The organism is Halalkalibacter oceani (assembly GCF_023715705.1).
Classification (GTDB): Bacteria; Bacillota; Bacilli; order Bacillales; family Bacillaceae_D; genus Halalkalibacter; species Halalkalibacter oceani_A.
The window spans coordinates 237,322-260,367 of sequence record NZ_JAMBOS010000001.1; the positions used below are offsets into that span (position 1 = coordinate 237,322).

Below are 23,046 nucleotides of genomic sequence, written 5' to 3' on the forward strand. Positions count from 1 at the left end.
ATGAAGATCATGTTTATGGGAACGCCGGATTTTTCGGTACCGGTTTTAAGTCAGCTGCTTGACCACGGCTACGAAGTGGTTGCCGCCGTGACCCAGCCGGATCGCCCGGTTGGCCGCAAGCGCGTTCTGACGCCGCCGCCGGTTAAACGCGAGGCGGAAAAACACGGCATTCCGGTTTTGCAGCCGACGAAGGTATCAGAGCCCGGTCAGCTGGCGGAAGTGCTGGCTTACGAACCGGATTTGATTGTGACGGCTGCCTTTGGCCAGCTGTTGCCGAAAGCGCTGCTCGATGCTCCGCCGTATGGCTGCATTAATGTCCACGCTTCGCTTTTACCGAAATACCGCGGCGGGGCCCCGATTCATCGGTCGATTATCGATGGCGAGCAGGAAACGGGCGTAACGATCATGTACATGGTCGAAAAGCTCGATGCCGGCGCGATTCTCAGTCAGGTGAGCGTACCGATTGAAGAGGAGGACGATGTCGGCAGCATGCATGATAAGCTAAGCGAAGCCGGTGCGAAGCTGCTGCTTGAAACATTGCCGCGTCTTGTCAAGGGCGAGCTTACTCCACAGGAGCAGGATGAAAGCAAAGTCACATTTGCCCGCAACATTACGCGCGACATGGAACAGCTTGATTGGACGAAATCGGGCGAAGCGCTTTACAACCACGTCCGCGGGCTGCACCCTTGGCCGGTCGCCTTTACGTTGCTCGAAGGAAAACCGCTGAAAGTATGGAAGGCTGAAAAGGTGAGTGGACAAGCAGCGGAGCCGGGAACGATTATCGCGCTTGAGCAAGACGGAATCGTCGTTTCAACCGGAAATGAAGTTGCTCTCAAAATAACCGAGCTGCAGCCTGCAGGGAAGAAAAAAATGCCGGCCGAATCTTTTATCAGAGGCGCGGGGGCTCATTTAACAATCGGAATGAAGCTAGGAGAATGAGATGAACAAAACGATTCGCGAGGTGGCATTGGAAGTGCTGCTTCAAATTGAAAAAAATCAGGCTTACAGCAATTTGCTGCTGAACCAGACGGTCAAGCGGACAAAGCTTGAGCGCCGGGATGTTGGGCTGTTGACTGAAATCGTCTACGGGACGATTCAACGAAGAGATACGCTCGATTATTATTTGCAGCCCTTTGTCAAAAAAGGGGTCAACTCGCTTGATGACTGGGTCAAGGTGCTGCTTAGGCTTTCAATTTATCAGATCGTCTATCTTGACCGGATCCCGGAACGGGCCGTCGTTCATGAAGCGGTCACAATCGCCAAAAAAAGAGGACACCGTGGAATCAGCGGAATGGTCAATGGCGTGCTGCGCTCCTTTTTGCGCCAGGGAGTACCGGAGCTGTCTGTTATCAAAGAGCCGCTTGAGCGGCTTGCTTTGGAAACGAGCTTTCCGTTATGGCTCGTTCGGCGCTGGGAAAGCCAGTATGGCTATGAAGAAACGAGAAAGATGTGTGAGACGAGCCTGCGGCCGCCTGCTGTCACGGTCAGAGTCAACCGGGTGCGAACGACTGTCGCCGAAGTGGTAAGCCGGCTTGAGGCAGAAGGACTTGAGGTGAGAGCAGGCGATCTCGCTCCCGATGCGTTAGTGATCGAAAAGGGGAATGTGTTCACCAGCTCTCTTTACGAAGAAGGGCATATCACGATTCAGGATGAAAGCTCGATGCTTGTCGCCGCAGCTGTCGGCGCTGCGCCGGGAATGAAGGTTCTAGATGCCTGCGCGGCTCCGGGAGGAAAGTCGACCCATCTTGCCGAACAAATGAATAATGAAGGAACCGTCTTTGCCTATGATTTGCACGAGCACAAAGTGAAGCTGATCCGCGAACAGGCCACTCGCCTCGGACTAAGCTCGATTCAAGCGGAGCCCTGTGATGCGCGGGTGCTGGGGCAACGGACCGGTCCGGAGCAATTTGATTGTGTACTCGTTGATGCACCGTGTACAGGGCTGGGCGTTATTCGACGTAAGCCTGATATTAAATGGACGAAAAAAGAAGAGGATATTGGGAAGATCAAAGCCGTACAAGCCGAAATCTTATCGGCTGTCGCCCCGCTCGTCAAAAGCGGAGGGACGCTTGTTTACAGTACATGCACGATTGAAAAAGAGGAAAATGAAGAGCAGCTCCAGCACTTTTTAGCGGCTCATCCTGATTTTCAGCTGGATTCTTCCTTATCTGAACGATTGCCGCAGCGCGTAGTGGACGGTGGACGATACCGTAATGGCTATGTGACGATTCTCCCTTCAGATTTTCAAACCGACGGGTTTTTTATTTCGCGTTTACGCAAGCGCCCGCCTGTCCAATAATGAGGAAGAATGATTTCGTCATTTCGCCTGAAAGCAGGCTGTATGATAGAACAGAGGTAAAAAGAAGAAACGGGGTGAGCGTTTATGGATTTTACGTTTCGAACGGATGTTGGCAAAAGCAGGCCTCATAATGAAGATAGCGGCGGAGTTTTTAAAAACGAAACCGGGATTTTAGCAATCGTCGCCGATGGAATGGGAGGGCACCGGGCAGGGGATGTCGCCAGTTCGATGGCCACCGACTACTTCCACTCCGTATGGGAAAAGAATATGGCATTTTCTTCCGCTGCTGAAGTGGAAAAGTGGGTACATGAGCAATGTTTGGAGCTGAATGAGCGCCTGTACCGTCATGCGCAGACCTATGAAGACTGTCAGGGAATGGGGACAACGCTTGTCATCGCAGTCTGTACCGAGGAATTTGTCACGATTGCCCATATCGGTGATTCGCGCGCCTATATTAGCAATCAGCTAGGCTTTCAACAAAAAACAGCCGACCATTCACTTGTCCAGGAATTGGTACGTAAAGGCCAACTGACCGAAGCGGAAGCGGAAGATCATCCACGAAAAAATGTGCTCTTGCGCGCCCTTGGTACAGAAGAGGAAATCGAGATTGATGTCGTGACTCTTCAGGTGGAGGAACAGCAGCGAATTCTATTATGCTCCGACGGGCTTTCCAATAAAGTAACCGAGGAAGAGCTTCGTTCCTATGTGCAAAGCGAAGAGCCGATTGATGAGATCGCCAACCGGTTGATTGCAATTGCGAACGAACGCGGGGGAGAAGACAATATCACCGTGGCGCTTGTCGATTACCCATCGCCTTCTATTGAGGAGAACGAGGCATGATCGGGCAACGTATTAGTGGTCGTTATCAAATACTGGAAGCCATCGGTGGAGGCGGCATGGCCAATGTTTACAAGGCGCTTGATGTCATACTGGACCGCTTTGTCGCCGTGAAAGTTCTTCAGCCGCAGTTTTCTGATGATGAGCAGTTCATCAAGCGTTTTCGTCGGGAAGCTCAGGCGGCAACGAGCCTTGCCCACCCGAATGTTGTCAATATTTTTGACGTTGGTGAGGAAGGTAATATTTATTATATTGTGATGGAGTATGTCGAAGGCCAGACATTAAAAGAGCTGATTCAGTCAAATGGTCCGCTCCCGGTTGAAGAAGCCGTTGATTATATGGAACAGATGCTTGCGGCGATTGCCCACGCCCACGCCAATCATTTTATTCACCGGGATATTAAACCGCACAATATTTTAATTAGCCATGACGGCACATTAAAAGTGACGGATTTCGGAATTGCCAGAGCGATATCCGCGGCGACGATCACGCATACAAATTCGGTGATGGGTTCGGTTCACTACCTGTCACCGGAGCAGGCACGCGGCGGGCATGTCACGTATAAATCTGACATTTATTCATTAGGAATCGTCCTCTATGAAATGGTGACAGGGCTTCTTCCATTCTCAGGTGATACGGCGGTGTCTATCGCGATTAAGCATTTGCAAAATGATGTACCTCCGGCAAAAAAGGTGATTGCCTCCCTGCCGCAAAGTATCGAGAACATTATTTGCAAAGCAACGATGAAGGATCCGCTGAAACGCTATGAAACGGTCCATGATATGGAAGAGGATATCGCGACCGCCCTGTCTCCCGAGCGGATCAATGAAGCACCGCTTCAGGAAACAAAGGTAGATGAGGAAGCAACAAAAGCGATTCCGATCATTCGCGACATTCCGGATGAGAAGGATCTGGAAAAGACGGTGGAAGCACCGCCGGTGAAAACCGGACAACATGATGACGAAGCGACGATCCCTCCAGCAAGTAAGGAGCCAAAAAAGAAACGAAAACGCAAATGGCTGATCGTTCTGATTATTGCCTTCGCTTTGCTTGCCGGGGCGGTCGCTGCTGCCTTTACCGTATTGCCGAGCCTGTTCCGTGTCGCTGAAGTGCAGGTGCCTGATGTGACGGAGCTGCCTTTTGAAGAGGCCGAGCAGGAGCTAAGTCAATGGAATTTGACTGTCGAACGGGAGGATATCGAGGATAATACAATTCCGCGCGATCATGTCGTAAGGCAAAACCCACAATCTGGATCGGTCGTCAAGGAAAATGCGACCGTCACACTGTTTGTCAGCCTCGGCGTCGAGGAAGTGGAGCTTGATAATTATGTCGGCCTGCCGATTGAGCGGGCGGAGCAGCTGCTAACCGATCTGGACTTCACAATCGAAAAAATTGAGCAGGAGACGAATGAACAGCCGCCGGGTATTGTTCTCGCCCAACGACCGGAAGAAGGCGAGCGAGTGATTGCGGAGGAAACGACGATTTATTTAACGTACAGCGTCGAGTCGGAAATCCGCCTGCGCAACCTTGTCGGTGAGCGGGAGGAGGCGGTTCGCTCCTATTTTGAATCAACGGGCTTAGTCGGCCGCTTCCAGTCGCAGTACCATGCGTCAGTCGCTGCCGGTGAAGTCATTAGTCAAACGCCGGGTCCTTATACGATGCTGAAGCCGGGTGATGAAGTCACGATTGTGCTTTCGCAGGGACGAGAGCCGGAGCGGGCACCTGAACCGCCGCAGGAGGAAGAGGAACCGACGCGCCTGTTTGAAGTGAACCAGGAGGTTGTCGTGACAGAGGAAGACCAGGAAGCTGGGAAGACTTTTGAGATTCGCATAGTCTACCGCGATGCGACAACGAACGGGGAAGATCAAGTGTTTGTCGAGGAGACCATTCAGGAAACGAAGCACTATGCCGTGCCTCTTCGCGTCAGCCCTTCCCAGGGTGGCTCGTTCGAAGTGTACGCCAATGGGCAGCAAATTCATACATCGAGACAATACACGTACGAATAAACCAGCGCTGTCTCAATGTAAATGAAAGGTACAGCAAATGAAGGAGGAATTCAGGTTCAGTGGCAAAAGGAATGATTGTGAAAGCATTAAGCGGATTTTATTATGTTCGAAATGAGGAAGGGCTGTTTCAATGCCGGGGCCGAGGCAATTTCCGGAAGCGGCAAATTAAACCACTTGTTGGAGATGAGGTCGAATTTGAGGCAGAGAACCGGACTGACGGCTATATTCTTGACGTGTTCCCGCGGAAAAATGAGCTCATACGGCCGCCTATCGCGAATATTGATCAGGCCATTCTTGTCTTCTCAGCGATTGAGCCCGATTTCAGTCCGCTGCTGCTGGACCGCTTTCTCGTTCATATTGAAGTCAACCGGATCGAGCCGTTAATCGTCATTAGCAAGATGGATTTAGCCGATGCTGCTCTGAAGCAGAAGATGGAGCAGGTAAAGAAGCGCTATGAGCAAATCGGCTATCCCGTCCTGCTGTCTTCGACGGTTGAAATGAATAAAATGGAAGCCCTGTTTCCCTATATCGCCAAAAAGGTCAGTGTCGTCGCCGGACAATCCGGCGTCGGCAAGTCTTCCCTGCTGAACAGTCTTCAGCCGGGACTTAATATTGAAACGAATCATATCTCAACTCATCTCGGCCGCGGAAAGCACACAACCAGACATGTCGAGCTGCTTTCAATCGGTGAGGGGCTCGTTGCTGACACTCCCGGCTTTAGCTCGCTTGATTTTACCGGGATGGACATGCAGGATTTAGCGCCCTGCTTTCCGGAAATGGAGGAGCGCGCCGCAGACTGCAAATTCAGAGGGTGTACGCACACCGCCGAGCCGGGCTGCGCGGTGAAAGAAGCGGTGGAGGCAGGAGAGATTGAGGAATCAAGATATAAGCACTATCAACAATTTTTAGAGGAAATTAAAAATCAAAAACGGAGGTATGATTCATGATAAAGATTGCCCCCTCGATACTGTCAGCCAATTTTGCAAAATTGGGGCAAGAAGTAAAGGAAGTTGAACAAGGTGGTGCCGATTATATTCATGTTGATGTTATGGATGGACATTTCGTCCCGAATATTACGATCGGCCCGTTAATTGTCGACGCGCTCCGGCCCGTCACCAGGCTTCCGCTTGATGTCCATTTAATGATTGAAAACCCTGATCTGTATATTCCGCAGTTTGCCAAGGCGGGAGCGGATATTATTTCTGTGCATGCCGAAGCATGTCCCCATCTGCACCGGACGGTTCATCTGATTAAAGAGCAGGGTAAAAAAGCAGGGGTTGTGTTAAATCCGGCTACTCCTGTCGCGATGATTGAACAAGTTTTGCCCGACCTCGATTTAGTGCTGTTAATGACGGTCAATCCGGGCTTTGGCGGTCAAAGCTTTATTGAATCAGTCCTGCCGAAAATTGAGCAGGTTGCCGCGCTCGTTAATGAGCAGGGGCTGGATGTCGAAATTGAAGTGGATGGCGGCGTCAACCAGGAAACGGCGAAGCGCTGTATCGCTGCGGGTGCTAACGTATTGGTCGCCGGCTCAGCGATTTATAACAAGCAGGACCGCGCCGCGGCCATTGCTGCGATTCGTGGATAGGGACAGAGGATGAAAAGGAAGTCTTTCATTTTTGCCCGACCTGCTCGAAAAAAATAGATTTGAAAAATTATCGAACGTGACACGTGAGTTTACGCATTGAGGCTGGGACAAAAGGTTGTTTTTTTACCTTTTGCCCAGCCTCTAGCTCTGTTTATCGTCGAAGGGTAGGGAGGCCGACCAGCTTAGAAATCGTCACATACACCGAGCATCACTAAGATATGTCCTTGAAATCTTGAACAAAACACCAACGAAAGCGAAGTCTATTTCAGGAGCGTCGGATCTCTCCTTCATAAACGTCAAACGCATTGAAAAACGCCCTTTGGAAACAAGCCCCGTTCCATCCTTTTTATGAAACATCCGCCCAATGCGCACATGCAACATTCTTATGACATATATTGAGGAGGAAGGCATAACATAAAGGTAAGAAGACAAGGATGATGGTCACTAATATGAGGAAGTGCAGTGAAACAATAAAAAAGAGGAATAGTTTATCAGTTTTGCATATATTAGTTAAAAAGAGCACTAATCATTATCCTTCATGAATAAGTTGATGCGAGTGAGTATGTAGCCACATGAAGCCCTCTGGTCGTGAGTCATGTTAACGATTCTCCGGGCTATTCACGTTGAGGAGGAGGAGCTATGAAATTCTACACGATCAAGCTGCCTAAATTTCTGGGTGGAGTTGTCAGAGCGGTATTGAATTCGTTCAAAAAGGGGTAATGGAGCATTCATGGCTCAACAGGGGTGTGTCAAAGGTTCGTTTTAAACCTTTTGAGACGCCCCAAAGCAATGGTCGGAGCGGGTAAAGACCGATCTCTAGTAAAAAGAGGGTGGCCTAAAAGCGAAAAAGCTTTTAGGCCACCCTCTAAGCAATGAACGGAGCCACTGCAGCACGGTAACGCAGAACGGGCTGTCTTAAAAAGAAAAAGCGGCTTTTTAAGACAGGCCCGGATTAAACACGTTCTACTTTACCTGATTTAAGTGCGCGTGTAGATACATAAACACGCTTTGGCTTTCCGTCAACTAAAATGCGTACTTTTTGAACGTTAGCACCCCAACGGCGTTTTGTTTTATTCAGTGCGTGTGAACGCTTGTTGCCGCTGCGAGCTTGTTTACCTGTAATGTAACATTTACGTGCCAATTCGATGCACCTCCTTATCCGACAGTCCAATACGATCCACTCTCGAAATCATACTTAGATATAGTAGCATAGCACCCCGGAGATTGCAAGAGTCTGGAGGAAAGTTTATCAAGTAAACTGGCTTGACAGTGGAATGATGGGAAACCGCTTTTAAATTGAGATATGTTATAGTAAAATGGCGATAACGCATGCAGTTTGTGCTTATTGAAGGAGGAATTGATATGGCAATTGAAATGAGAACCCAGCTTGGTCTTGTCGATGTTTCACGAGACGTCGTTGCCACGATTGCAGGCGGAGCGGCAATTGACTGCTATGGTATTATTGGAATGGCTTCACAAAAACAAATTAAAGATGGCATTACAGATTTATTAGGGAAGGAAAACTTTCGTCGTGGTGTCGTAATTCGGGAAGAAGACGACGAGATTCATATCGATATGTATATTATCGTAAGCTATGGGACGAAGATTTCTGAAGTGGCTTATAACGTTCAAACAAAAGTGAAGTATCAGTTAGAACAAATGTTAGGGCTTGATGTTGATTCCGTGAACATCTTCGTTCAAGGAGTCCGCGTCACGAATCCGTAGTGGCAGTGAGGAGGAACTATTCGTGGCAATAACACAATTAGAAGGAAAGATGCTCGCTCAAATGTTTATTGAGGGAGCATCCAATCTGTCAAGGCATGTAAAAGTGGTTGACTCATTAAATGTGTTTCCTGTACCCGACGGGGACACAGGAACTAATATGAACCTCTCAATTACATCAGGAGTAAAGGAAGTGAAGCAGCATGTTCAGGATGACGCGAGCAAGGTAGCTGCTGCTTTTGCAAAGGGACTGCTGATGGGAGCAAGAGGAAATTCAGGCGTGATTTTATCACAGCTCTTCCGTGGCTTCTCCAAACAAATAGAAGGGAAGAAGCAGATTACAGCAATCGATTTTGCAAAAGCGTTGGAAAAAGGAGTGGAGACAGCCTACAAAGCTGTTATGAAGCCTGTTGAGGGGACGATCTTGACCGTGGCGAAGGATGCGGCCAGACAGGCGAAGAAGGTCGCGCACAAAGATACAACGCTGGTGGAAGTGGCGGCTGAAACGGTCAAGGAAGCGAAAGCATCGCTTCAGCGGACACCAGACCTGCTCCCGGTGTTAAAAGAGGTCGGAGTCGTTGACTCAGGCGGACAAGGACTCGTTTATATTTATGAAGGCTTTCTCGCCGTGCTAACGGGAGAGAAGCTTTCTGATGAGGTGATCGAAGCTCCTTCCATGGAGGATTTGGTCAAGGTTGAGCATCATCATGCCCAAAGTCATATTGCGACAGAGGATATTGAGTTTGGCTTCTGTACAGAGGTGATGGTCCGCTTTGACGAAGAAAAGCTGTCCGGCTCGCCATTTGATGAGGGCGCCTTCCGCCAGGAGTTAAGCATGCTCGGAGATTCTCTGCTCGTTGTCTCGGACGAGAATTTGCTGAAGGTCCATATCCATGCCGAACAGCCTGGAGAAGTGTTAACCAAAGCGCAGCGCTTCGGTGAACTAATCAATATTAAGATTGAAAATATGCGCGAGCAGCACACCCATCTGCTTGATGAAACAAAGGCTGTTTACGGGACGGAGCCTGCGCCAAAACAGGAAAAAAGTGAATTTGGTATTGTCACCGTATCGATGGGTGAAGGGGTGGCGAAATTGTTTAAAGGGCTTGGAGCCGGCGTCGTCATTTCCGGTGGACAAACTATGAATCCGAGCACGGAGGACATCGTCAAGGCGATTGAGGAGGTTCATGCCGAAAACGTTATCATCCTGCCGAACAACGGCAATATTGTGATGGCGGCCGATCAGGCTGCAAAAGTCGCGGATGTCAATGCGGTGGTCGTTGCATCTAAGACGGTTCCGCAAGGGCTGTCGGCATTGCTGGCCTTTAATCCGGCCCAGGGGCTGGCGGAAAATGCGGCGAATATGGAGGAAGCGATGTCCGTTGTCACCTCTGGACAAGTAACCTTTGCCGTCCGCGATACGGCGATTGACGGTGTCACAATCAAAAAGGATGATTTCATGGGGATCATTGAGAAGAAAATTGTCAGCTCCGGCGCGGATATGCTTGATGTAACGAAGGAGCTGTTAGCGAAGATGATTACAGAGGAGAGCGAAATCGTGACGCTGCTTCAAGGTGAGGACGTCACTTCGGCGCAAACGGAGGAGCTCGTTGCGTACCTCGAAGAGCATTATCCGGAGCTTGAGGTGGATGCCCATGTCGGCGATCAGCCGCTATACTCCTATATCATCTCTGTAGAGTAAACGGAGGAGGGAAAAGGATGGCGAAAGTAACGATTGTGACAGATAGTACGGCGGATATTCCGCGAGAGCTGGCTGAAGAACTGAATATCACGGTAGTTCCGTTAAATGTCATCTTTTCAGAGGAAGAAACATATCAGGATGGCGTTGATTTATCAGCGGAGCAGTTTTATAGCAAGGTCGGGCAGCGGCAGGTTATTCCTTCGACGTCCCAGCCAACCCCTTATCAATTTGAGGAAGTGTATCGTTCTTTGCTTGAGGACAATACCGACATTTTGTCGATCCACTTATCCTCCAAGCTGAGCGGAACGTATCAGGCGGCTACGATCGCGGTGCAGTCAATGGAAGCGGAGCAGGCGATTACGGTTATTGATTCGAAGAGAGCGTCATACGCGGTCGGAATCATCGTCGTCGAAGTGGCGAAAATGGTCCAGGCCGGGAAAACGAAGGAAGAGTGTCTCGCAAGGATTGATCAATTACTTAAAGAGACGACCGTCTTGTTTCTTGTCGATACATTGGACTATTTACAAAAGAATGGCCGGATCGGCAAAGCGTCTGCCCTTCTTGGCTCTATGTTGAAAATTAAGCCGATTCTCTCGCTGACGGCAGAAGGAGAGGTTTATTCGTCCGAAAAGGCGCGCGGGCAGAAAAAAGCGGTCAGCCGACTGGTCGAACTATTGAAGGATCAATATGGATCAGCACCGGTACATCTTGGGATTTCCCACGCGGTCAATCCGTCGCTCGCTAACGAGATGGAAGAGAGGCTCAAGCAGGAGTTTACGGTTGAATCAACGGTTATTACAGCCATTGGCGCCGTGATCGGCGCACATGTCGGTCCAGGGACGATTGCAATTACGATGACAAAAGCCTAGCCGCCTTACCATGTGCAAGGTCAGAAGCGACACCATAGCCTCGCTTCTGGCTTTTTTTACTGCGTGTATCAGTTGGAGACGGCGTGAGGAAAGGAGGGCCGCGACACTGGACAGGGTTGAAATAACGGGTGTCGCTACAGAAAAAAATGAATCAGATGTGTAAACAGCCGGTCACGGCTGTGAAAGGAATTGGCGAAGAAACAGCTAAACTGCTCGAAGGACTCCGGATTTATACGGTGGAAGATTTGCTTCATCACTTTCCGTTTCGCTATGAAGATTACAAGCATAAGGATATTCATGACGTCAAGCATGAGGAACGGGTGACGGTCGTCGGACGCGTGCAAAGTGAACCGTCTATCCGCTATTACGGGAAAAAGAAAAACCGTCTGACCTTTCGCCTTCTCGTCAATCAGGTGCTCGTGACCGTCGCTTTTTTTAACCGTGCTTTTTTAAAAAATCAAATTCGTCCGGGAGAAGAGGTGACCGTCACAGGAAAATGGGATCAGCACCGGATGACGATTGCCGGCAGCGAACTGCGTCAAGGAAAAGTCGAGCGGGATGAAACGATTATGCCGATTTATTCCGTGTCCGGCAGTTTAACGACGAAGGCGATTCGCAAGTATATCAAGCAAGCGCTCGTTCAATTCGGCGGCTATTTACCGGAGCTGATACCGGCAGAGCAGCGCAATGCCTATAAGCTTCCGCCGAAGGCTGATGCGGTAAAAGCCCTTCATTTTCCCGATGACGGCGAGGCGATGAAGCACGCGCGCCGCAGAATGGTGTATGAAGAGTTTCTATGTTTTCAGCTTAAAATGCAGGCATTTAAAAAAGCGAATCGTGAGCAGGGGGAGGGCCGCGAAATTGTGATTGCGACTGAAAAGGTCAAATCCTTTATTCGTCAGCTGCCATTTCCGCTGACGAATGCCCAGCAAAAAGCTGTCGACGAGGTTCTTGCCGACCTTTCGTCTCCCTATCGGATGAACCGCCTATTGCAGGGGGATGTCGGCTCGGGGAAAACCGTCGTCGCCGCAATTTGCATGTATGCCGCGATTGAAGCCGGCTATCAAGCGGCCCTGATGGTTCCGACGGAAATTCTGGCAGAGCAGCACGTCGGCTCAATGAAAGCTCTGTTTGAGCCGCTCGGCATTCGCGTAGAGCTTTTAGCCGGTTCTGTCAAAGGGAAAAAGCGTCAGGAGCGGCAGGCGGCAATCGAAGCAGGAGAGGTGGAGATTGTCGTTGGCACCCATGCGCTTATTCAAGAGGATGTCCGCTTTCATAATCTCGGTCTGGTCATCACCGATGAACAGCATCGTTTCGGAGTCGAGCAACGCCGGATTCTGCGCAGCAAAGGGGAAAATCCGGATGTGCTGTTTATGACGGCGACACCGATTCCGCGGACATTGGCGATATCCGTCTTCGGCGATATGGATGTTTCGATTATCGATGAGATGCCGGCAGGAAGGAAAGCGATTGAAACCTATTGGGCCAAGCCTGATATGCTGGATCGGGTACTGGAGTTTATCGCCAAGGAAGTCGAGGCCGGCCGGCAAGCCTATGTGATCTGCCCGTTGATTGAGGAATCGGATAAAATTGATGTGCAAAACGCGATCGATGTTTATCATTTGCTTCAGCAATACTTCCAGGGGAGATGTGAGGTCGGGCTGATGCACGGACGGCTGTCTGCGGACGAGAAAGAAACGGTGATGGACGCTTTCAGTAAGAATGATGTACAAATTCTTGTCTCGACGACGGTCGTTGAAGTCGGGGTTAATGTGCCGAATGCGACCGTGATGGTCATCTATGATGCAGAACGGTTTGGACTGGCCCAGCTTCATCAGCTTCGCGGCCGGGTCGGACGCGGTGATCAGCAATCCTATTGTATTCTTCTGGCTGACCCGAAATCAGAGGTCGGCAAGGAGCGGATGAGAATTATGACAGAGACCAATGATGGCTTTGTCCTGTCCGAGCGTGATCTCGAATTGCGCGGGCCGGGAGACTTTTTTGGAGCAAAACAGAGCGGGCTCCCTGACTTCAAAGTGGCTGATGTCGTCCATGATTACCGAGCGCTCGAAGTGGCGCGGCAGGATGCCAAAACATTGCTTGACTCGCCTCACTTTTGGTCGGAGGAGCGCTTTGCCGGCTTACGCCACTATTTAGAGGAGCAAGGCGTGTTTGATGGGGAAAAGCTAGATTAAGAGAAAGACAGGTTTGCTTGAATGTCGAGGACAAGGTCTGGTGACCAGCAAGAAAAGAGGGAAAAAGCTGCTTTTGCCTGCCCATGCTCTTGAAAAGATTGGCAAGCAATTATATACTACTCTTAGTACCTAGTCATATAATAAGTGGATGGTGCATGCCGTGAAACGAAAAAAGAAGGAACGCCAAGGATTATTAAAGAAAACGCTTGAGACGAACCCGTTTATGACGGATGAAGCATTGGCCGAGCAGTTTGCGGTCAGTATCCAGACGATTCGTCTTGATCGGATGGAACTGGCCATCCCGGAATTAAGAGAACGGATCAAGGATGTCGCCAAGCAGCAGCTTGATGACGTTAAGGCGCTTTCGCCTGATGAAGTGATTGGGGAAATTGTCGACCTGCAATTGGACAAAAGAGCGATCTCGATTTTAGATGTGAAGAGTGAACATGTTTTCTCTCGTAGTGGAATTGCCAGAGGCCATCATTTGTTTGCCCAGGCCAATTCTCTTGCTGTGGCCATCATAAACGATGAATTGGCATTAACGGCCAAAGCAACGATTCGTTTCACAAGACAAGTGCAGGCTGGGGAAAGAGTAGTCGCAAAAGCGCAGGTGCGAAGCAGTGATTCAGGCTTTACGACAGTTGAAGTCAAAAGCTATGTAGAACAGGAGCTTGTTTTCTCTGGGGAGTTCGTGATGTATCGCACGAATGAAAAGAGCAAAAAAGGAGAGAGACAGAATGAAAATCGCGATTGACGCTATGGGTGGTGACCATGCTCCGAAGGTCCAGGTCGAAGCAAGTCAGGATGCCATCAAAGCTTTTCCCGAATTAGAAGTGGTGCTGGTTGGTGACGAAGAGGAAATTAAGAAACATATCGAGGATGAGACACAGATCAGCATTTTACATACGAAAGAAAAGATTGAAGACACGGACCAGCCGACAACCGCCGTCCGCCGTAAAAAGGATTCCTCGATGGTGCTTGCGGTCCGCGAAGTAAAAGAGGGTCGGGCCGATGCGGTGATTTCTTCCGGCAACACCGGGGCTTTGATGACAGCCGGGTTGCTGCATATCGGACGAATTAATGGCATTGACCGTCCGGGGCTCGCACCGATGCTGCCGACGATTGATGGACAAGGTTTTCTGCTGCTTGATGTCGGGGCGAATATGGATGCGAAGCCTGAGCATCTGTTGCAGTATGCTGTCATGGGTCATACCTATTTACAAATGGTACGGGGGGTCAAGCAGCCGCGTATCGGTTTATTAAATGTAGGAACGGAAAATGGCAAGGGAAATGAGCTGACGAAAGAAGCGTTTCCATTGCTGGAAGCCGCTGATATTCATTTTGTCGGCAATGTCGAAGCGCGGGAACTGCTGAACGGAGTCGCCGATGTCGTGGTCTGTGACGGCTTTGCCGGCAACCTCGTCTTAAAAACAATCGAGGGAACAGCGGGGACGTTATTTACACTGCTGAAAAAAGAATTAACCAGCTCGCTGTTTAATAAAATGGCGGCCGGTGTCCTGCGCGCCAGCTTTAAAAATATTCATCAGCAGCTCAGTTATTCAGAGTACGGTGGAGCGGGCTTATACGGCTTAAAGGCTCCGGTCATTAAAGCGCATGGTTCGTCTGACCGGACGGCAGTTTTTCATGCGATTCGCCAGGCGAAGGAAATGGTTGATCAGCAGGTCGTGACGATTATGAAAAATGAAGTAGCAAAATTAGGACAAGAACAGGAGAGAGTATGATGGGGAAAATCGCCTTTTTATTTCCGGGTCAGGGTTCACAGGCCGTCGGAATGGGACAGGACTTACTGGAGACAGAAACGAGCAGTCAGGATATTTTTCAGCGCGCCGACAGCAGGCTCGGCTATTCATTATCAAACATCATGCTGGAAGGTCCGGAAGAGACGCTCAGACGCACGGAAAATACCCAGCCGGCACTCGTGACGATGAGCACCGCCGTCCTGCGGCTGCTGGAAGAGGAAGGCATTCGCCCGGATTATGTGGCCGGTCACAGTCTGGGAGAGTACAGCGCCCTCGTGGCGGCCGGAGCAATGTCGTTCGAGGACGCTGTCTATGCGGTCCATAATCGCGGCTTGTTTATGGAAGAGGCTGTCCCGTTCGGCGAAGGGGCGATGGCAGCCATTCTTGGTCTGGAGCAGGCAGTCCTGGAGGATATTTGTACAGCTGCCTCTGTGGAAAGCGGTCAGACGGCTGAGCTGGCGAATCTGAACTGCCCTGGTCAAATCGTGATTTCCGGCTCGGCGGAAGGCGTCGAATTAGCGGGTGCGAAGGCTAAGGAAGCAGGAGCGAAGCGCGTGATTCCGCTGCAGGTTAGCGGGCCGTTTCATTCGTCGTTAATGAAGCCGGCGGCGGCCAAGCTTGAAGGCGTTCTCGACGAACTTGAAATCAGCAACGCCAGCATTCCGATAATCGCCAATGTTAGTGCGCGGGCTGTGCAGGATTCTACGGAAATCCGTCAAAATTTAATAGAGCAGGTATATTCTCCCGTCCGTTGGGAAGAAACAATTCGGACTTTATTGGCACAGGGTGTCGACACCTTTGTTGAAGTCGGCTCAGGAAACGTCCTAACCGGATTGGTACGGAAGGTAGAAAGAAGGGCAAAGGCGGTGGCGGTCAGCAACCGTGAAGGGATTGCCAAAGTAAAACAAATAACAGAGGGGGCGGACGAATAATGCTGCAAGGACAAACAGCGATTGTCACCGGGGCATCCCGTGGAATTGGAAAGGCGACCGCATTGGAATTGGCCCGAAATGGCGCTAATGTCGTCATTAATTACGCTGGGAATCAGGCGCGCGCGGAAGAAGTCGTGGCCGCTGCAAAGGAGCTCGGCGTTGATGCACTCGCGATCCAGGCCAATGTCGCCGACGGGGAGCAGGTGACGAATATGGTCAAGGAAGCGATCGCCGCATTCGGCCGCGTCGATATTCTCGTCAACAATGCCGGGATTACCCGCGATAACCTCATCATGAGAATGAAGGAAGACGAATGGGACGACGTGATTGATACGAATTTAAAGGGTGTCTTTAATTGTGCGAAAGCTGTCACAAGACAGATGATGAAGCAGCGCTATGGACGGATTATCAATGTCGCATCGGTCGTCGGTGTGCTTGGCAATGCCGGGCAGGCGAACTATGTGGCGGCGAAGGCCGGGGTGATCGGTTTAACGAAGACGCTGGCGCGTGAACTGTCGAACCGCAATATTCACGTCAACGCAGTTGCGCCCGGATTTATTGAGACGGATATGACCGATGAACTTGGCGAAGAGACAAAAGCGCAGCTGCTCGGGCAAATCCCGCTGGCGACGCTTGGTCGTCCTGAACATATTGCTAATGTCGTCCGTTTCCTGGCAAGCCCGGATGCCGATTATATGACCGGACAGACGTTGCATGTCGATGGCGGCATGGTCATGCCGTAAAAGCGTTACGAAAGTACAAGGAGAAGGCTTGACAGATGAGACGTTCATCGGTAAAATTCTCCTAGCTTTCATCAACCCTTGAGAGGAGGTGAACGGATATGGCAGATACATTATCGCGTGTCAAAAAAATCGTTGTTGATCGTCTTGGTGTCGAAGAAGCGGAAGTAACAGAAGAGGCATCGTTTAAAGATGATTTAGGAGCAGATTCATTGGATGTCGTTGAGCTAGTAATGGAGCTTGAAGACGAGTTTGATTTAGAAATCTCTGATGAAGAGGCTGAAAAGATCTCTACGGTTGCTGATGTCGTTAATTACATAAACAGCCGTCAGTAACGATTAAGAGGATATCTCTTGCCGCCCCTTTAGGGTGAAGGAGATATCCTTCCTTACATGTTTTTCATCTCTATTATGATGTTGGAGGTTATCATGCCACAATCTTCAAAGTATCAGCGGAAGCCAAGAGTCTATCAATCAAATGAGCGTAGACGCGGACCGAGAAAGATGGTTCTGACCGAGGATCAAAAGCAACAATTTGTTAAGCTGCAAGAACGAATGGAGCTGACTTTTGAGAATAGAAAGCTGTTGACCCAGGCTTTCACCCATTCATCCTATGTGAATGAGCACCGTATTTATTCGTTTCAAGATAATGAGCGCCTGGAATTTCTGGGTGACGCCGTTCTTGAGCTCGCTGTATCCCAATTTTTATTTAAGAAATTTAATACGATGAGCGAAGGGGATATGACAAAGCTGCGCGCTTCGATCGTCTGCGAACCGTCTCTTGCCAGGTTTGCCGAGGAGCTTGAATTCGGAAAAGCTGTTCTGCTTGGAAAAGGGGAAGAGATGACCGGAGGACGGGAACGGCCTGCGTTACTGGCCGATGTGTTCGAGGCATTTGTCGGCGCGCTCTATTTGGATCAGGGCCTTGAGGCTGTTTATCAATTTCTTGATAAAACGATGTATCCACAGATAAATGATGGTGCTTTTTCGCATATGATGGATTTTAAAAGTCAGCTGCAAGAATACATTCAACGGGATAATTTAGGTCAAATCAAATATTTGATTGTGCAAGAGAAGGGACCCGCCCATAACCGTGAGTTTGTCTCTGAGGTTCAGTTGAACGAAGTCGGTCTTGGTGTCGGCACAGGGCGCTCGAAGAAAGAAGCCGAGCAGCACGCCGCACAGCAGGCGCTGATGAAGCTGAGCGAACAGGGGAAGCTGAAATAAAGAGCGGGGATGGCCCGGTACTATGTAAAGACGTACAAAATCGAGAAAAAGCGTGACGATGGTGGCCTGCGCCCAGCTGGAAGGAAAGAAGCCTGTTTTCCTTCCAGCTTTGCAACCGTTGCGCAGATTACACACGCTCCTGCGGACTTGTCCCAAAGGTGAAAGTCGACCTTTTGGGACAAGTCTTTATTTGCGTAAGCGGCCCAGTTCGGAAACGATCGCGTCAAGTTCACTGACAGAAAACGATTGCTTTTTCTCCACTAATTCATAAATATCGCGAAGATCCTCATATTGATCGGTGTCATAGCTTTTGGCATTCAGGGCACCGGCATTGACAATTTGCAGCTTGTTTTTCATTTCTTCAAGCATAAATTCAATATTTTCACGTGATTGCTTCGATAAATCCATTTCTTCACTCCTCTTTGCTTCCCGTTTCTCCTATCGTATCATAGAGGAGAAGCAATGTCGAAGCTGCATTTTGCCGGGATTCCGAGCGGCAGGACCCATTTCAAATGACGAATAGGAACAAAGCGTTTGATATGATAAAATAGTAAAGTTGTTAATTGAAGTTAGGGGGAAAAAAGATGTTCCTCAAGCGACTGGAAGTTGCAGGATTTAAATCATTTGCTGAACAGGTCAATATTGAATTTGTCTCAGGGGTCACGGCGGTCGTCGGACCAAACGGCAGCGGTAAAAGCAATATCTCGGACAGCATTCGCTGGGTGCTTGGTGAGCAATCTGCCAAATCATTACGCGGCAGCAAAATGGAAGATATCATTTTTGCCGGCAGTGACAGCAGGAAGCCGTTGAATTATGCTGAGGTAAGTCTCGTATTGGATAATGAAGACCAGCATCTGGCGATTGATTACAGCGAGGTCAGTGTGACCCGCCGCGTCTATCGCTCGGGTGATAGTGAATATTTTATTAACAAGCAGGCATGCCGCTTAAAGGATATTGTCGACCTGTTTTTGGATTCCGGCCTCGGCCGTGAAGCCTATTCAATTATCGGTCAGGGAAAGGTCGAGGAAATATTAAGCAGCAAGCCGGCCGACCGCCGTGTCATTTTTGAGGAAGCGGCCGGAGTGCTCAAATACAAAACGCGAAAAGAAAAAGCTGAAAAGCGACTTGCGGAAACGCAGGAAAACTTATGGAGAGTTGAAGATATTCTGCACGAGCTCGAGGGACAGGTCGAGCCGCTGCAAATTCAGGCGTCGATCGCCAAAGATTATTTACATAAGCGTGAAGAGTTGAAAGAGGTGGAAATCGCGCTGCTCGTCCATGAAATTCATGAGCTGCACGGTCAATGGGAGGAAGAAAAGGACAAGCTCGGCCGGCTCAGGGGCAGCTATGAAGCGCATCAGCAGCGGCTGGCCGCTCTTGAAGAGGAACGGCTTGCTTTACGGGAAGAAACGGAAGCACTGAATGAACGCTACCAAAGCGCCCAGGAGGAGCTGCTCGTTACCAGCGAGGAGCTGGAAAAAAAGGAAGGAATGCGCCAGCTGCTCGATGAACGGAAAAAGCATGCCTCGCAAAACAAGAGGCAGCTTGAACTGGCCTCCCAGGAAAAAGAAGCCCAGCTGAAAGCGGTAGAAGCCAACTGGCGGCAGGAAGCCGAGCAGCTCAGGCAGGCAGCAGAGCGCGTCAAGGAGCTCGAACAGACAGTGACGGGCAAAGAGCAGCTGCTGGCAAAGTTCGACGCGACGAGCGAGGAAGAAATGGAGCAATACAAAGCTGATTATATCGAGGTGCTGAATGAGCAGGCGAGCATTCGCAATGAAAAGCGGTATCTCGAAGAGCAGCTCCGTCAGCAGCAGGTCAAGCAGGAACGCTTACTTCAGGAAAATGAAGGTCTTGTCGCTGAGCGGGAAAAGCTGGCAGAGGAGCTGGCCGCGGCGACCGAGCAGGCTGCCGCGCGCACAGCGGCGCTTGAACAGGCCGGTGAAGCGTACCGTAGAAAACAGCGTGAATATGAGACTCTAAAGGACAGATATCATAAGCAGGAGGCGAAGCTGTATGAAGGCTATCAAATGGTGCAGCGCCTCCAGTCAAGAGCCGATGTCCTGACGGAAATGGAGGCTGATTTTTCCGGCTTCTTCCAGGGGGTAAAGGAAGTGCTCAAAGCGCGCGGGAAACTGTCCGGTGTGGTCGGGGCGGTGGCCGAGCTGATTGAAGTCCCAAAGGATTATGAGACGGCGATCGAAATTGCTTTAGGAGGTGCTTCGCAGCATATCGTGACACAGTCTGAAGCGGACGCGCGCAAGGCGATTCAATTTTTAAAGAAAAATCGCAGCGGGCGGGCGACCTTTCTGCCATTGCCGGTTATCAAACCACGCCATCTTCCAGCTTCGGCGCTGCAACAGGTGGAAGGACATCCGGCCTTCATCGGCGTTGCTGCCTCCTTAGTAAACTATGAGCGGACTTATGAGGCTGTTTTGTCCAATTTACTCGGGCATGTGCTTATCGCCCGTGATTTGCCAGGAGCCAACCAGCTTGCCGCCTTAACGGGTCACCGCTTTCGCGTCGTCTCACTCGAAGGCGATGTCGTCAATCCGGGAGGCTCGATGACAGGTGGGGCGCTCAAACAAAAGCAAAGTCCGTTATTAGGAAGAAAACGCGAGCTTGAGGAGCTGAAGCAAAAGCTTGGGAAGCTGACAGAGCTGACGGTTCAGCTCGAGCGGGAGGTCCGGCAGGATAAAGAGGCGATGAAGCAGCTGGAGCAGGAGCTTGAGCAGCTTCGGCAGCAGGGTGAAGAGGCGCGCTACATGCTGCAGGAGGCGAAAACAGCCGTTCAGCAGCTTGAAAAGGAGCTTGAGCGCTCGCACGATCAATTCTCCCGCTTTGACCGGGAGCAAGCGACATTTACCGATGAAGTGGAACGGATTAAGGCGAAGCAGCTGGAGCTGGATCAACGCTATGAGACGGCTGTCAGCGAGGCGGAAGAGCTCGAGCGGAAAGTGAAGGAGCTGGAGGAGCTTCAGGTTGCCGAGCGTCATTCGAAAGAAACGATGCAGGAGGAGCTTGTCGCCGATAAAATTGCTTTGGCGACCGCCAGGGAACGGCTCGCCGCCGTCAAAGAGCAGGAGCAGCGGCTGAAAAAAGAACAAGCGGCACTCGATAAAGAGGTGTCCGAGCTTAAAGAGCATCTGCAATTGCTCACTGGTGAAATGACCGACCGGTCAAACGGAGAAAGCGGACTTGCGGAGCAGATTGACGCCTATCGTCGGAAAAAACAGGAACTGACGGAGCAGATTGCGGCGATGAAAGAGAAGCGGGCATCTCTCGATCAGGCGTATGTCAATCTTGAGGCGGCGCTGAAAAAGCAGCAGGACGCTCATACTTTGCTTGCTGACGACTGCCGGAAAATTGAAGTAAAGGTCAACCGGATGGATGTTGAGCTTGACAATCGGCTTGAGCAGCTTCGGGAGGAATACGAGCTGTCGTTTGAAGCGGCCCGCGCGAACTATCAGCTGACGATTGATGCCGACGAAGCGCGGACGAAGGTCAAGCTGATTAAGCTGGCGCTTGCCGAGCTCGGCACTGTCAATCTCGGCTCAATCGAAGAATACGAACGCGTCCGTGAACGGTTTGATTTTCTGAGCAGCCAGCGCGAGGATTTAATGGAAGCCAAGCAGACGCTCCACGATGTGATCGCTGAGATGGATGAGGAAATGACAAAGCGTTTTTATGAGACGTATTTGCAAATTCGCACTCATTTTCAGAGGGTGTTCAAGCAGCTGTTCGGCGGGGGAGAGGCCGATTTGGTCCTGACTGAACCGGATCATTTGCTTGAATCAGGGGTCGATATCGTCGCCCGTCCGCCGGGAAAGAAAATGCAGAATCTCGGTCTGCTTTCCGGAGGAGAACGGGCGTTGACGGCGATTGGCTTGTTATTTGCGATTTTGTATGTCCGTCCCGTTCCGTTTTGCGTGCTTGATGAAGTGGAAGCGGCGCTTGATGAGGCCAATGTCAGCCGCTTTGCTCATTTTCTGAAAAGCTTCAGCTCCGAGACGCAGTTTATCGTGATCACGCACCGCAAAGGGACGATGGAGGAAGCCGATGTTTTATACGGCGTGACGATGCAGGAGTCTGGTGTCTCGCGCATCGTCTCGGTTAAACTGGAAGAAACGAAAGAATTAATCGAAAGCTAGGTGAAGCAGATGAGCTTTTTTAAAAAACTGAAAGAAAAAATTACGACGCAAACGTCAGAAGTAACCGATAAGTTTAAAAACGGGCTTGAAAAGACGAGAGATTCCTTCGTCGGCAAAATGAACGAGCTAGTGTCCCGCTACCGCAAAGTCGATGAAGATTTCTTCGAGGAGCTGGAGGAGCTGTTAATCAGCGCCGACGTCGGTGTGCCGACGGTGATGGAATTGATCGATACGCTAAAGGATGAGGTCCGTCTGCGCAATATTAAGGATACGGCCGATATTCAGCCGGTCATTTCCGAAAAGCTGACCGAACTGCTTGAGAAAGACGGCGAAGACACCACGCTGGCCATTCAGGAAAATGGCATGACGGTGATCCTTGTCGTCGGTGTGAACGGAGTCGGGAAGACGACGAGCATCGGCAAGCTCGCTCATTATTTGCAGCAGGAGGGCAAGTCGGTGATGCTGGCGGCGGGCGATACGTTCCGGGCAGGGGCGATCGAACAGCTTGAAGTATGGGGCGAGCGCGTCGGCGCCGATGTGATAAAGCAGCAGTCCGGCTCCGATCCGGCGGCGGTGATGTATGATGCGCTGCAAGCCGCAAAGGCGCGTCAGATCGATGTGTTAATTTGCGATACGGCGGGCAGGCTGCAAAACAAGGTCAATTTGATGAAAGAGCTGGAGAAGGTCAAGCGCGTCATTGAAAGAGAAGTACCGGGAGCGCCGCATGAAGTGCTGCTTGTGCTTGATGCGACAACCGGACAAAATGCAATGTCGCAGGCGAAAACGTTCGGCGAGACGACGGAAGTATCTGGCATCGTCCTAACGAAGCTTGATGGCACGGCGAAGGGTGGAATCGTGCTGGCGATTCGCCATGAGCTTGACATTCCGGTCAAGTTCATCGGGCTTGGTGAAAAGATGGATGATCTCCAGCCATTCCAGGCCGAGCAGTTTGTCTACGGGCTGTTTAAAGATATTTTGGAAGCGGAGCAGACCGAACAGGAATAGCTTTTTGCTTTGTTAAG

General features: G+C 50.5%; 21 protein-coding genes. 19 read left to right on the plus strand and 2 right to left on the minus strand.

Annotated features, from left to right (window positions below; genetic code table 11):
* The 7 genes from fmt to spoVM all read left to right on the plus strand — a co-directional run bounded on the left by fmt (nucleotide 1) and on the right by spoVM (nucleotide 7,450).
* Nucleotides 1-939: a methionyl-tRNA formyltransferase gene (gene fmt, locus M3212_RS01215; protein WP_251192101.1), complete on the plus strand. Its 939-nt coding sequence runs from the start codon at nucleotides 1-3 to the stop codon at nucleotides 937-939.
* Between the two features lies 1 nt (nucleotide 940).
* A complete protein-coding gene (gene rsmB / locus M3212_RS01220) occupies nucleotides 941-2,299 on the plus strand; it encodes a 16S rRNA (cytosine(967)-C(5))-methyltransferase RsmB (protein ID WP_251192102.1) in 1,359 nt (452 codons plus the stop codon).
* 84 nt (nucleotides 2,300-2,383) lie between these two features.
* Nucleotides 2,384-3,139, plus strand: coding sequence for a Stp1/IreP family PP2C-type Ser/Thr phosphatase (locus M3212_RS01225; protein ID WP_251192103.1), 756 nt, complete (start codon nucleotides 2,384-2,386; stop codon nucleotides 3,137-3,139).
* Complete coding sequence (gene pknB, locus M3212_RS01230; protein WP_251192104.1) at nucleotides 3,136-5,142, plus strand: Stk1 family PASTA domain-containing Ser/Thr kinase; 2,007 nt, start codon at nucleotides 3,136-3,138, stop codon at nucleotides 5,140-5,142. The genes M3212_RS01225 and pknB overlap by 4 nt, the downstream gene beginning before the upstream one ends.
* A gap of 59 nt (nucleotides 5,143-5,201) precedes the next feature.
* Nucleotides 5,202-6,089 carry a ribosome small subunit-dependent GTPase A gene (gene rsgA, locus M3212_RS01235; RefSeq protein WP_251192105.1) on the plus strand — a complete coding sequence of 296 codons (888 nt, stop codon included), beginning with the start codon at nucleotides 5,202-5,204 and terminating at the stop codon, nucleotides 6,087-6,089.
* The gene (gene rpe, locus M3212_RS01240) at nucleotides 6,086-6,730 is read left to right on the plus strand and encodes a ribulose-phosphate 3-epimerase (protein ID WP_251192106.1); all 645 of its coding nucleotides are present in this window, start codon (nucleotides 6,086-6,088) and stop codon (nucleotides 6,728-6,730) included. The genes rsgA and rpe overlap by 4 nt, the downstream gene beginning before the upstream one ends.
* 639 nt (nucleotides 6,731-7,369) lie before the next feature.
* Nucleotides 7,370-7,450, plus strand: coding sequence for a stage V sporulation protein SpoVM (spoVM, locus tag M3212_RS01245; RefSeq protein ID WP_010898652.1), 81 nt, complete (start codon nucleotides 7,370-7,372; stop codon nucleotides 7,448-7,450).
* A 232-nt stretch (nucleotides 7,451-7,682) separates the two neighbouring features.
* On the opposite strand, the gene rpmB is transcribed toward spoVM, so the two are convergent.
* Nucleotides 7,683-7,871 carry a 50S ribosomal protein L28 gene (rpmB, locus tag M3212_RS01250; protein ID WP_251192107.1) on the minus strand — a complete coding sequence of 63 codons (189 nt, stop codon included), beginning with the start codon at nucleotides 7,869-7,871 and terminating at the stop codon, nucleotides 7,683-7,685.
* A 221-nt stretch (nucleotides 7,872-8,092) separates the two neighbouring features.
* Here rpmB and M3212_RS01255 point away from each other — a divergent pair, with 221 nt between their 5' ends.
* From M3212_RS01255 to rnc, 10 genes are all read left to right on the plus strand, one after another.
* Nucleotides 8,093-8,455: an Asp23/Gls24 family envelope stress response protein gene (locus M3212_RS01255; RefSeq protein WP_251192108.1), complete on the plus strand. Its 363-nt coding sequence runs from the start codon at nucleotides 8,093-8,095 to the stop codon at nucleotides 8,453-8,455.
* 22 nt (nucleotides 8,456-8,477) lie between these two features.
* Nucleotides 8,478-10,154 (plus strand): DAK2 domain-containing protein, encoded by a 1,677-nt coding sequence (locus M3212_RS01260; RefSeq protein WP_251192109.1) that lies wholly within the window; start codon nucleotides 8,478-8,480, stop codon nucleotides 10,152-10,154.
* Between the two features lie 17 nt (nucleotides 10,155-10,171).
* On the plus strand, nucleotides 10,172-11,023 hold the full coding sequence (locus M3212_RS01265) for a DegV family protein (RefSeq protein WP_251192110.1): 852 nt from the start codon (nucleotides 10,172-10,174) through the stop codon (nucleotides 11,021-11,023).
* A gap of 146 nt (nucleotides 11,024-11,169) precedes the next feature.
* Nucleotides 11,170-13,218, plus strand: a complete 2,049-nt coding sequence (recG, locus tag M3212_RS01270; RefSeq protein WP_251192242.1) for an ATP-dependent DNA helicase RecG — start codon at nucleotides 11,170-11,172, stop codon at nucleotides 13,216-13,218.
* Nucleotides 13,219-13,378: 160 nt separating this feature from the next.
* On the plus strand, nucleotides 13,379-13,972 hold the full coding sequence (fapR, locus tag M3212_RS01275; RefSeq protein WP_251192111.1) for a transcription factor FapR: 594 nt from the start codon (nucleotides 13,379-13,381) through the stop codon (nucleotides 13,970-13,972).
* Nucleotides 13,956-14,960, plus strand: a complete 1,005-nt coding sequence (gene plsX, locus M3212_RS01280) for a phosphate acyltransferase PlsX (protein ID WP_251192112.1) — start codon at nucleotides 13,956-13,958, stop codon at nucleotides 14,958-14,960. The genes fapR and plsX overlap by 17 nt, the downstream gene beginning before the upstream one ends.
* Nucleotides 14,960-15,910, plus strand: coding sequence for an ACP S-malonyltransferase (gene fabD / locus M3212_RS01285; protein WP_251192113.1), 951 nt, complete (start codon nucleotides 14,960-14,962; stop codon nucleotides 15,908-15,910). The genes plsX and fabD overlap by 1 nt, the downstream gene beginning before the upstream one ends.
* Nucleotides 15,910-16,653: a 3-oxoacyl-[acyl-carrier-protein] reductase gene (gene fabG, locus M3212_RS01290; RefSeq protein WP_251192114.1), complete on the plus strand. Its 744-nt coding sequence runs from the start codon at nucleotides 15,910-15,912 to the stop codon at nucleotides 16,651-16,653. The genes fabD and fabG overlap by 1 nt, the downstream gene beginning before the upstream one ends.
* Before the next feature lie 98 nt (nucleotides 16,654-16,751).
* Nucleotides 16,752-16,985 carry an acyl carrier protein gene (locus M3212_RS01295; RefSeq protein WP_251192115.1) on the plus strand — a complete coding sequence of 78 codons (234 nt, stop codon included), beginning with the start codon at nucleotides 16,752-16,754 and terminating at the stop codon, nucleotides 16,983-16,985.
* A gap of 168 nt (nucleotides 16,986-17,153) precedes the next feature.
* Nucleotides 17,154-17,876, plus strand: coding sequence for a ribonuclease III (gene rnc, locus M3212_RS01300; RefSeq protein WP_251192243.1), 723 nt, complete (start codon nucleotides 17,154-17,156; stop codon nucleotides 17,874-17,876).
* A gap of 186 nt (nucleotides 17,877-18,062) precedes the next feature.
* On the opposite strand, the gene M3212_RS01305 is transcribed toward rnc, so the two are convergent.
* A complete protein-coding gene (locus M3212_RS01305) occupies nucleotides 18,063-18,284 on the minus strand; it encodes a DUF1128 domain-containing protein (protein WP_251192116.1) in 222 nt (73 codons plus the stop codon).
* A 176-nt stretch (nucleotides 18,285-18,460) separates the two neighbouring features.
* Here M3212_RS01305 and smc point away from each other — a divergent pair, with 176 nt between their 5' ends.
* Complete coding sequence (gene smc / locus M3212_RS01310; RefSeq protein ID WP_251192117.1) at nucleotides 18,461-22,024, plus strand: chromosome segregation protein SMC; 3,564 nt, start codon at nucleotides 18,461-18,463, stop codon at nucleotides 22,022-22,024.
* Nucleotides 22,025-22,033: 9 nt separating this feature from the next.
* A complete protein-coding gene (gene ftsY, locus M3212_RS01315) occupies nucleotides 22,034-23,029 on the plus strand; it encodes a signal recognition particle-docking protein FtsY (protein WP_251192118.1) in 996 nt (331 codons plus the stop codon).
* The last annotated feature ends 17 nt before the right edge of the window (nucleotides 23,030-23,046 follow it).

Coding starts and splice junctions, on each gene's coding strand:
- M3212_RS01225 (WP_251192103.1), top strand. CDS start 2,384: ATGGATTTTACGTTTCGAACGGATGTTGGCAAAAGCAGGCCTCATAAT.
- recG (WP_251192242.1), top strand. CDS start 11,170: ATGAATCAGATGTGTAAACAGCCGGTCACGGCTGTGAAAGGAATTGGC.
- M3212_RS01295 (WP_251192115.1), top strand. CDS start 16,752: ATGGCAGATACATTATCGCGTGTCAAAAAAATCGTTGTTGATCGTCTT.
- spoVM (WP_010898652.1), top strand. CDS start 7,370: ATGAAATTCTACACGATCAAGCTGCCTAAATTTCTGGGTGGAGTTGTC.
- ftsY (WP_251192118.1), top strand. CDS start 22,034: ATGAGCTTTTTTAAAAAACTGAAAGAAAAAATTACGACGCAAACGTCA.
- plsX (WP_251192112.1), top strand. CDS start 13,956: ATGAAAATCGCGATTGACGCTATGGGTGGTGACCATGCTCCGAAGGTC.
- fabG (WP_251192114.1), top strand. CDS start 15,910: ATGCTGCAAGGACAAACAGCGATTGTCACCGGGGCATCCCGTGGAATT.
- rnc (WP_251192243.1), top strand. CDS start 17,154: ATGGTTCTGACCGAGGATCAAAAGCAACAATTTGTTAAGCTGCAAGAA.
- rpe (WP_251192106.1), top strand. CDS start 6,086: ATGATAAAGATTGCCCCCTCGATACTGTCAGCCAATTTTGCAAAATTG.
- fmt (WP_251192101.1), top strand. CDS start 1: ATGAAGATCATGTTTATGGGAACGCCGGATTTTTCGGTACCGGTTTTA.
- smc (WP_251192117.1), top strand. CDS start 18,461: ATGTTCCTCAAGCGACTGGAAGTTGCAGGATTTAAATCATTTGCTGAA.
- fabD (WP_251192113.1), top strand. CDS start 14,960: ATGGGGAAAATCGCCTTTTTATTTCCGGGTCAGGGTTCACAGGCCGTC.
- pknB (WP_251192104.1), top strand. CDS start 3,136: ATGATCGGGCAACGTATTAGTGGTCGTTATCAAATACTGGAAGCCATC.
- M3212_RS01265 (WP_251192110.1), top strand. CDS start 10,172: ATGGCGAAAGTAACGATTGTGACAGATAGTACGGCGGATATTCCGCGA.
- rsmB (WP_251192102.1), top strand. CDS start 941: ATGAACAAAACGATTCGCGAGGTGGCATTGGAAGTGCTGCTTCAAATT.
- M3212_RS01255 (WP_251192108.1), top strand. CDS start 8,093: ATGGCAATTGAAATGAGAACCCAGCTTGGTCTTGTCGATGTTTCACGA.
- M3212_RS01305 (WP_251192116.1), bottom strand. CDS start 18,284: ATGGATTTATCGAAGCAATCACGTGAAAATATTGAATTTATGCTTGAA.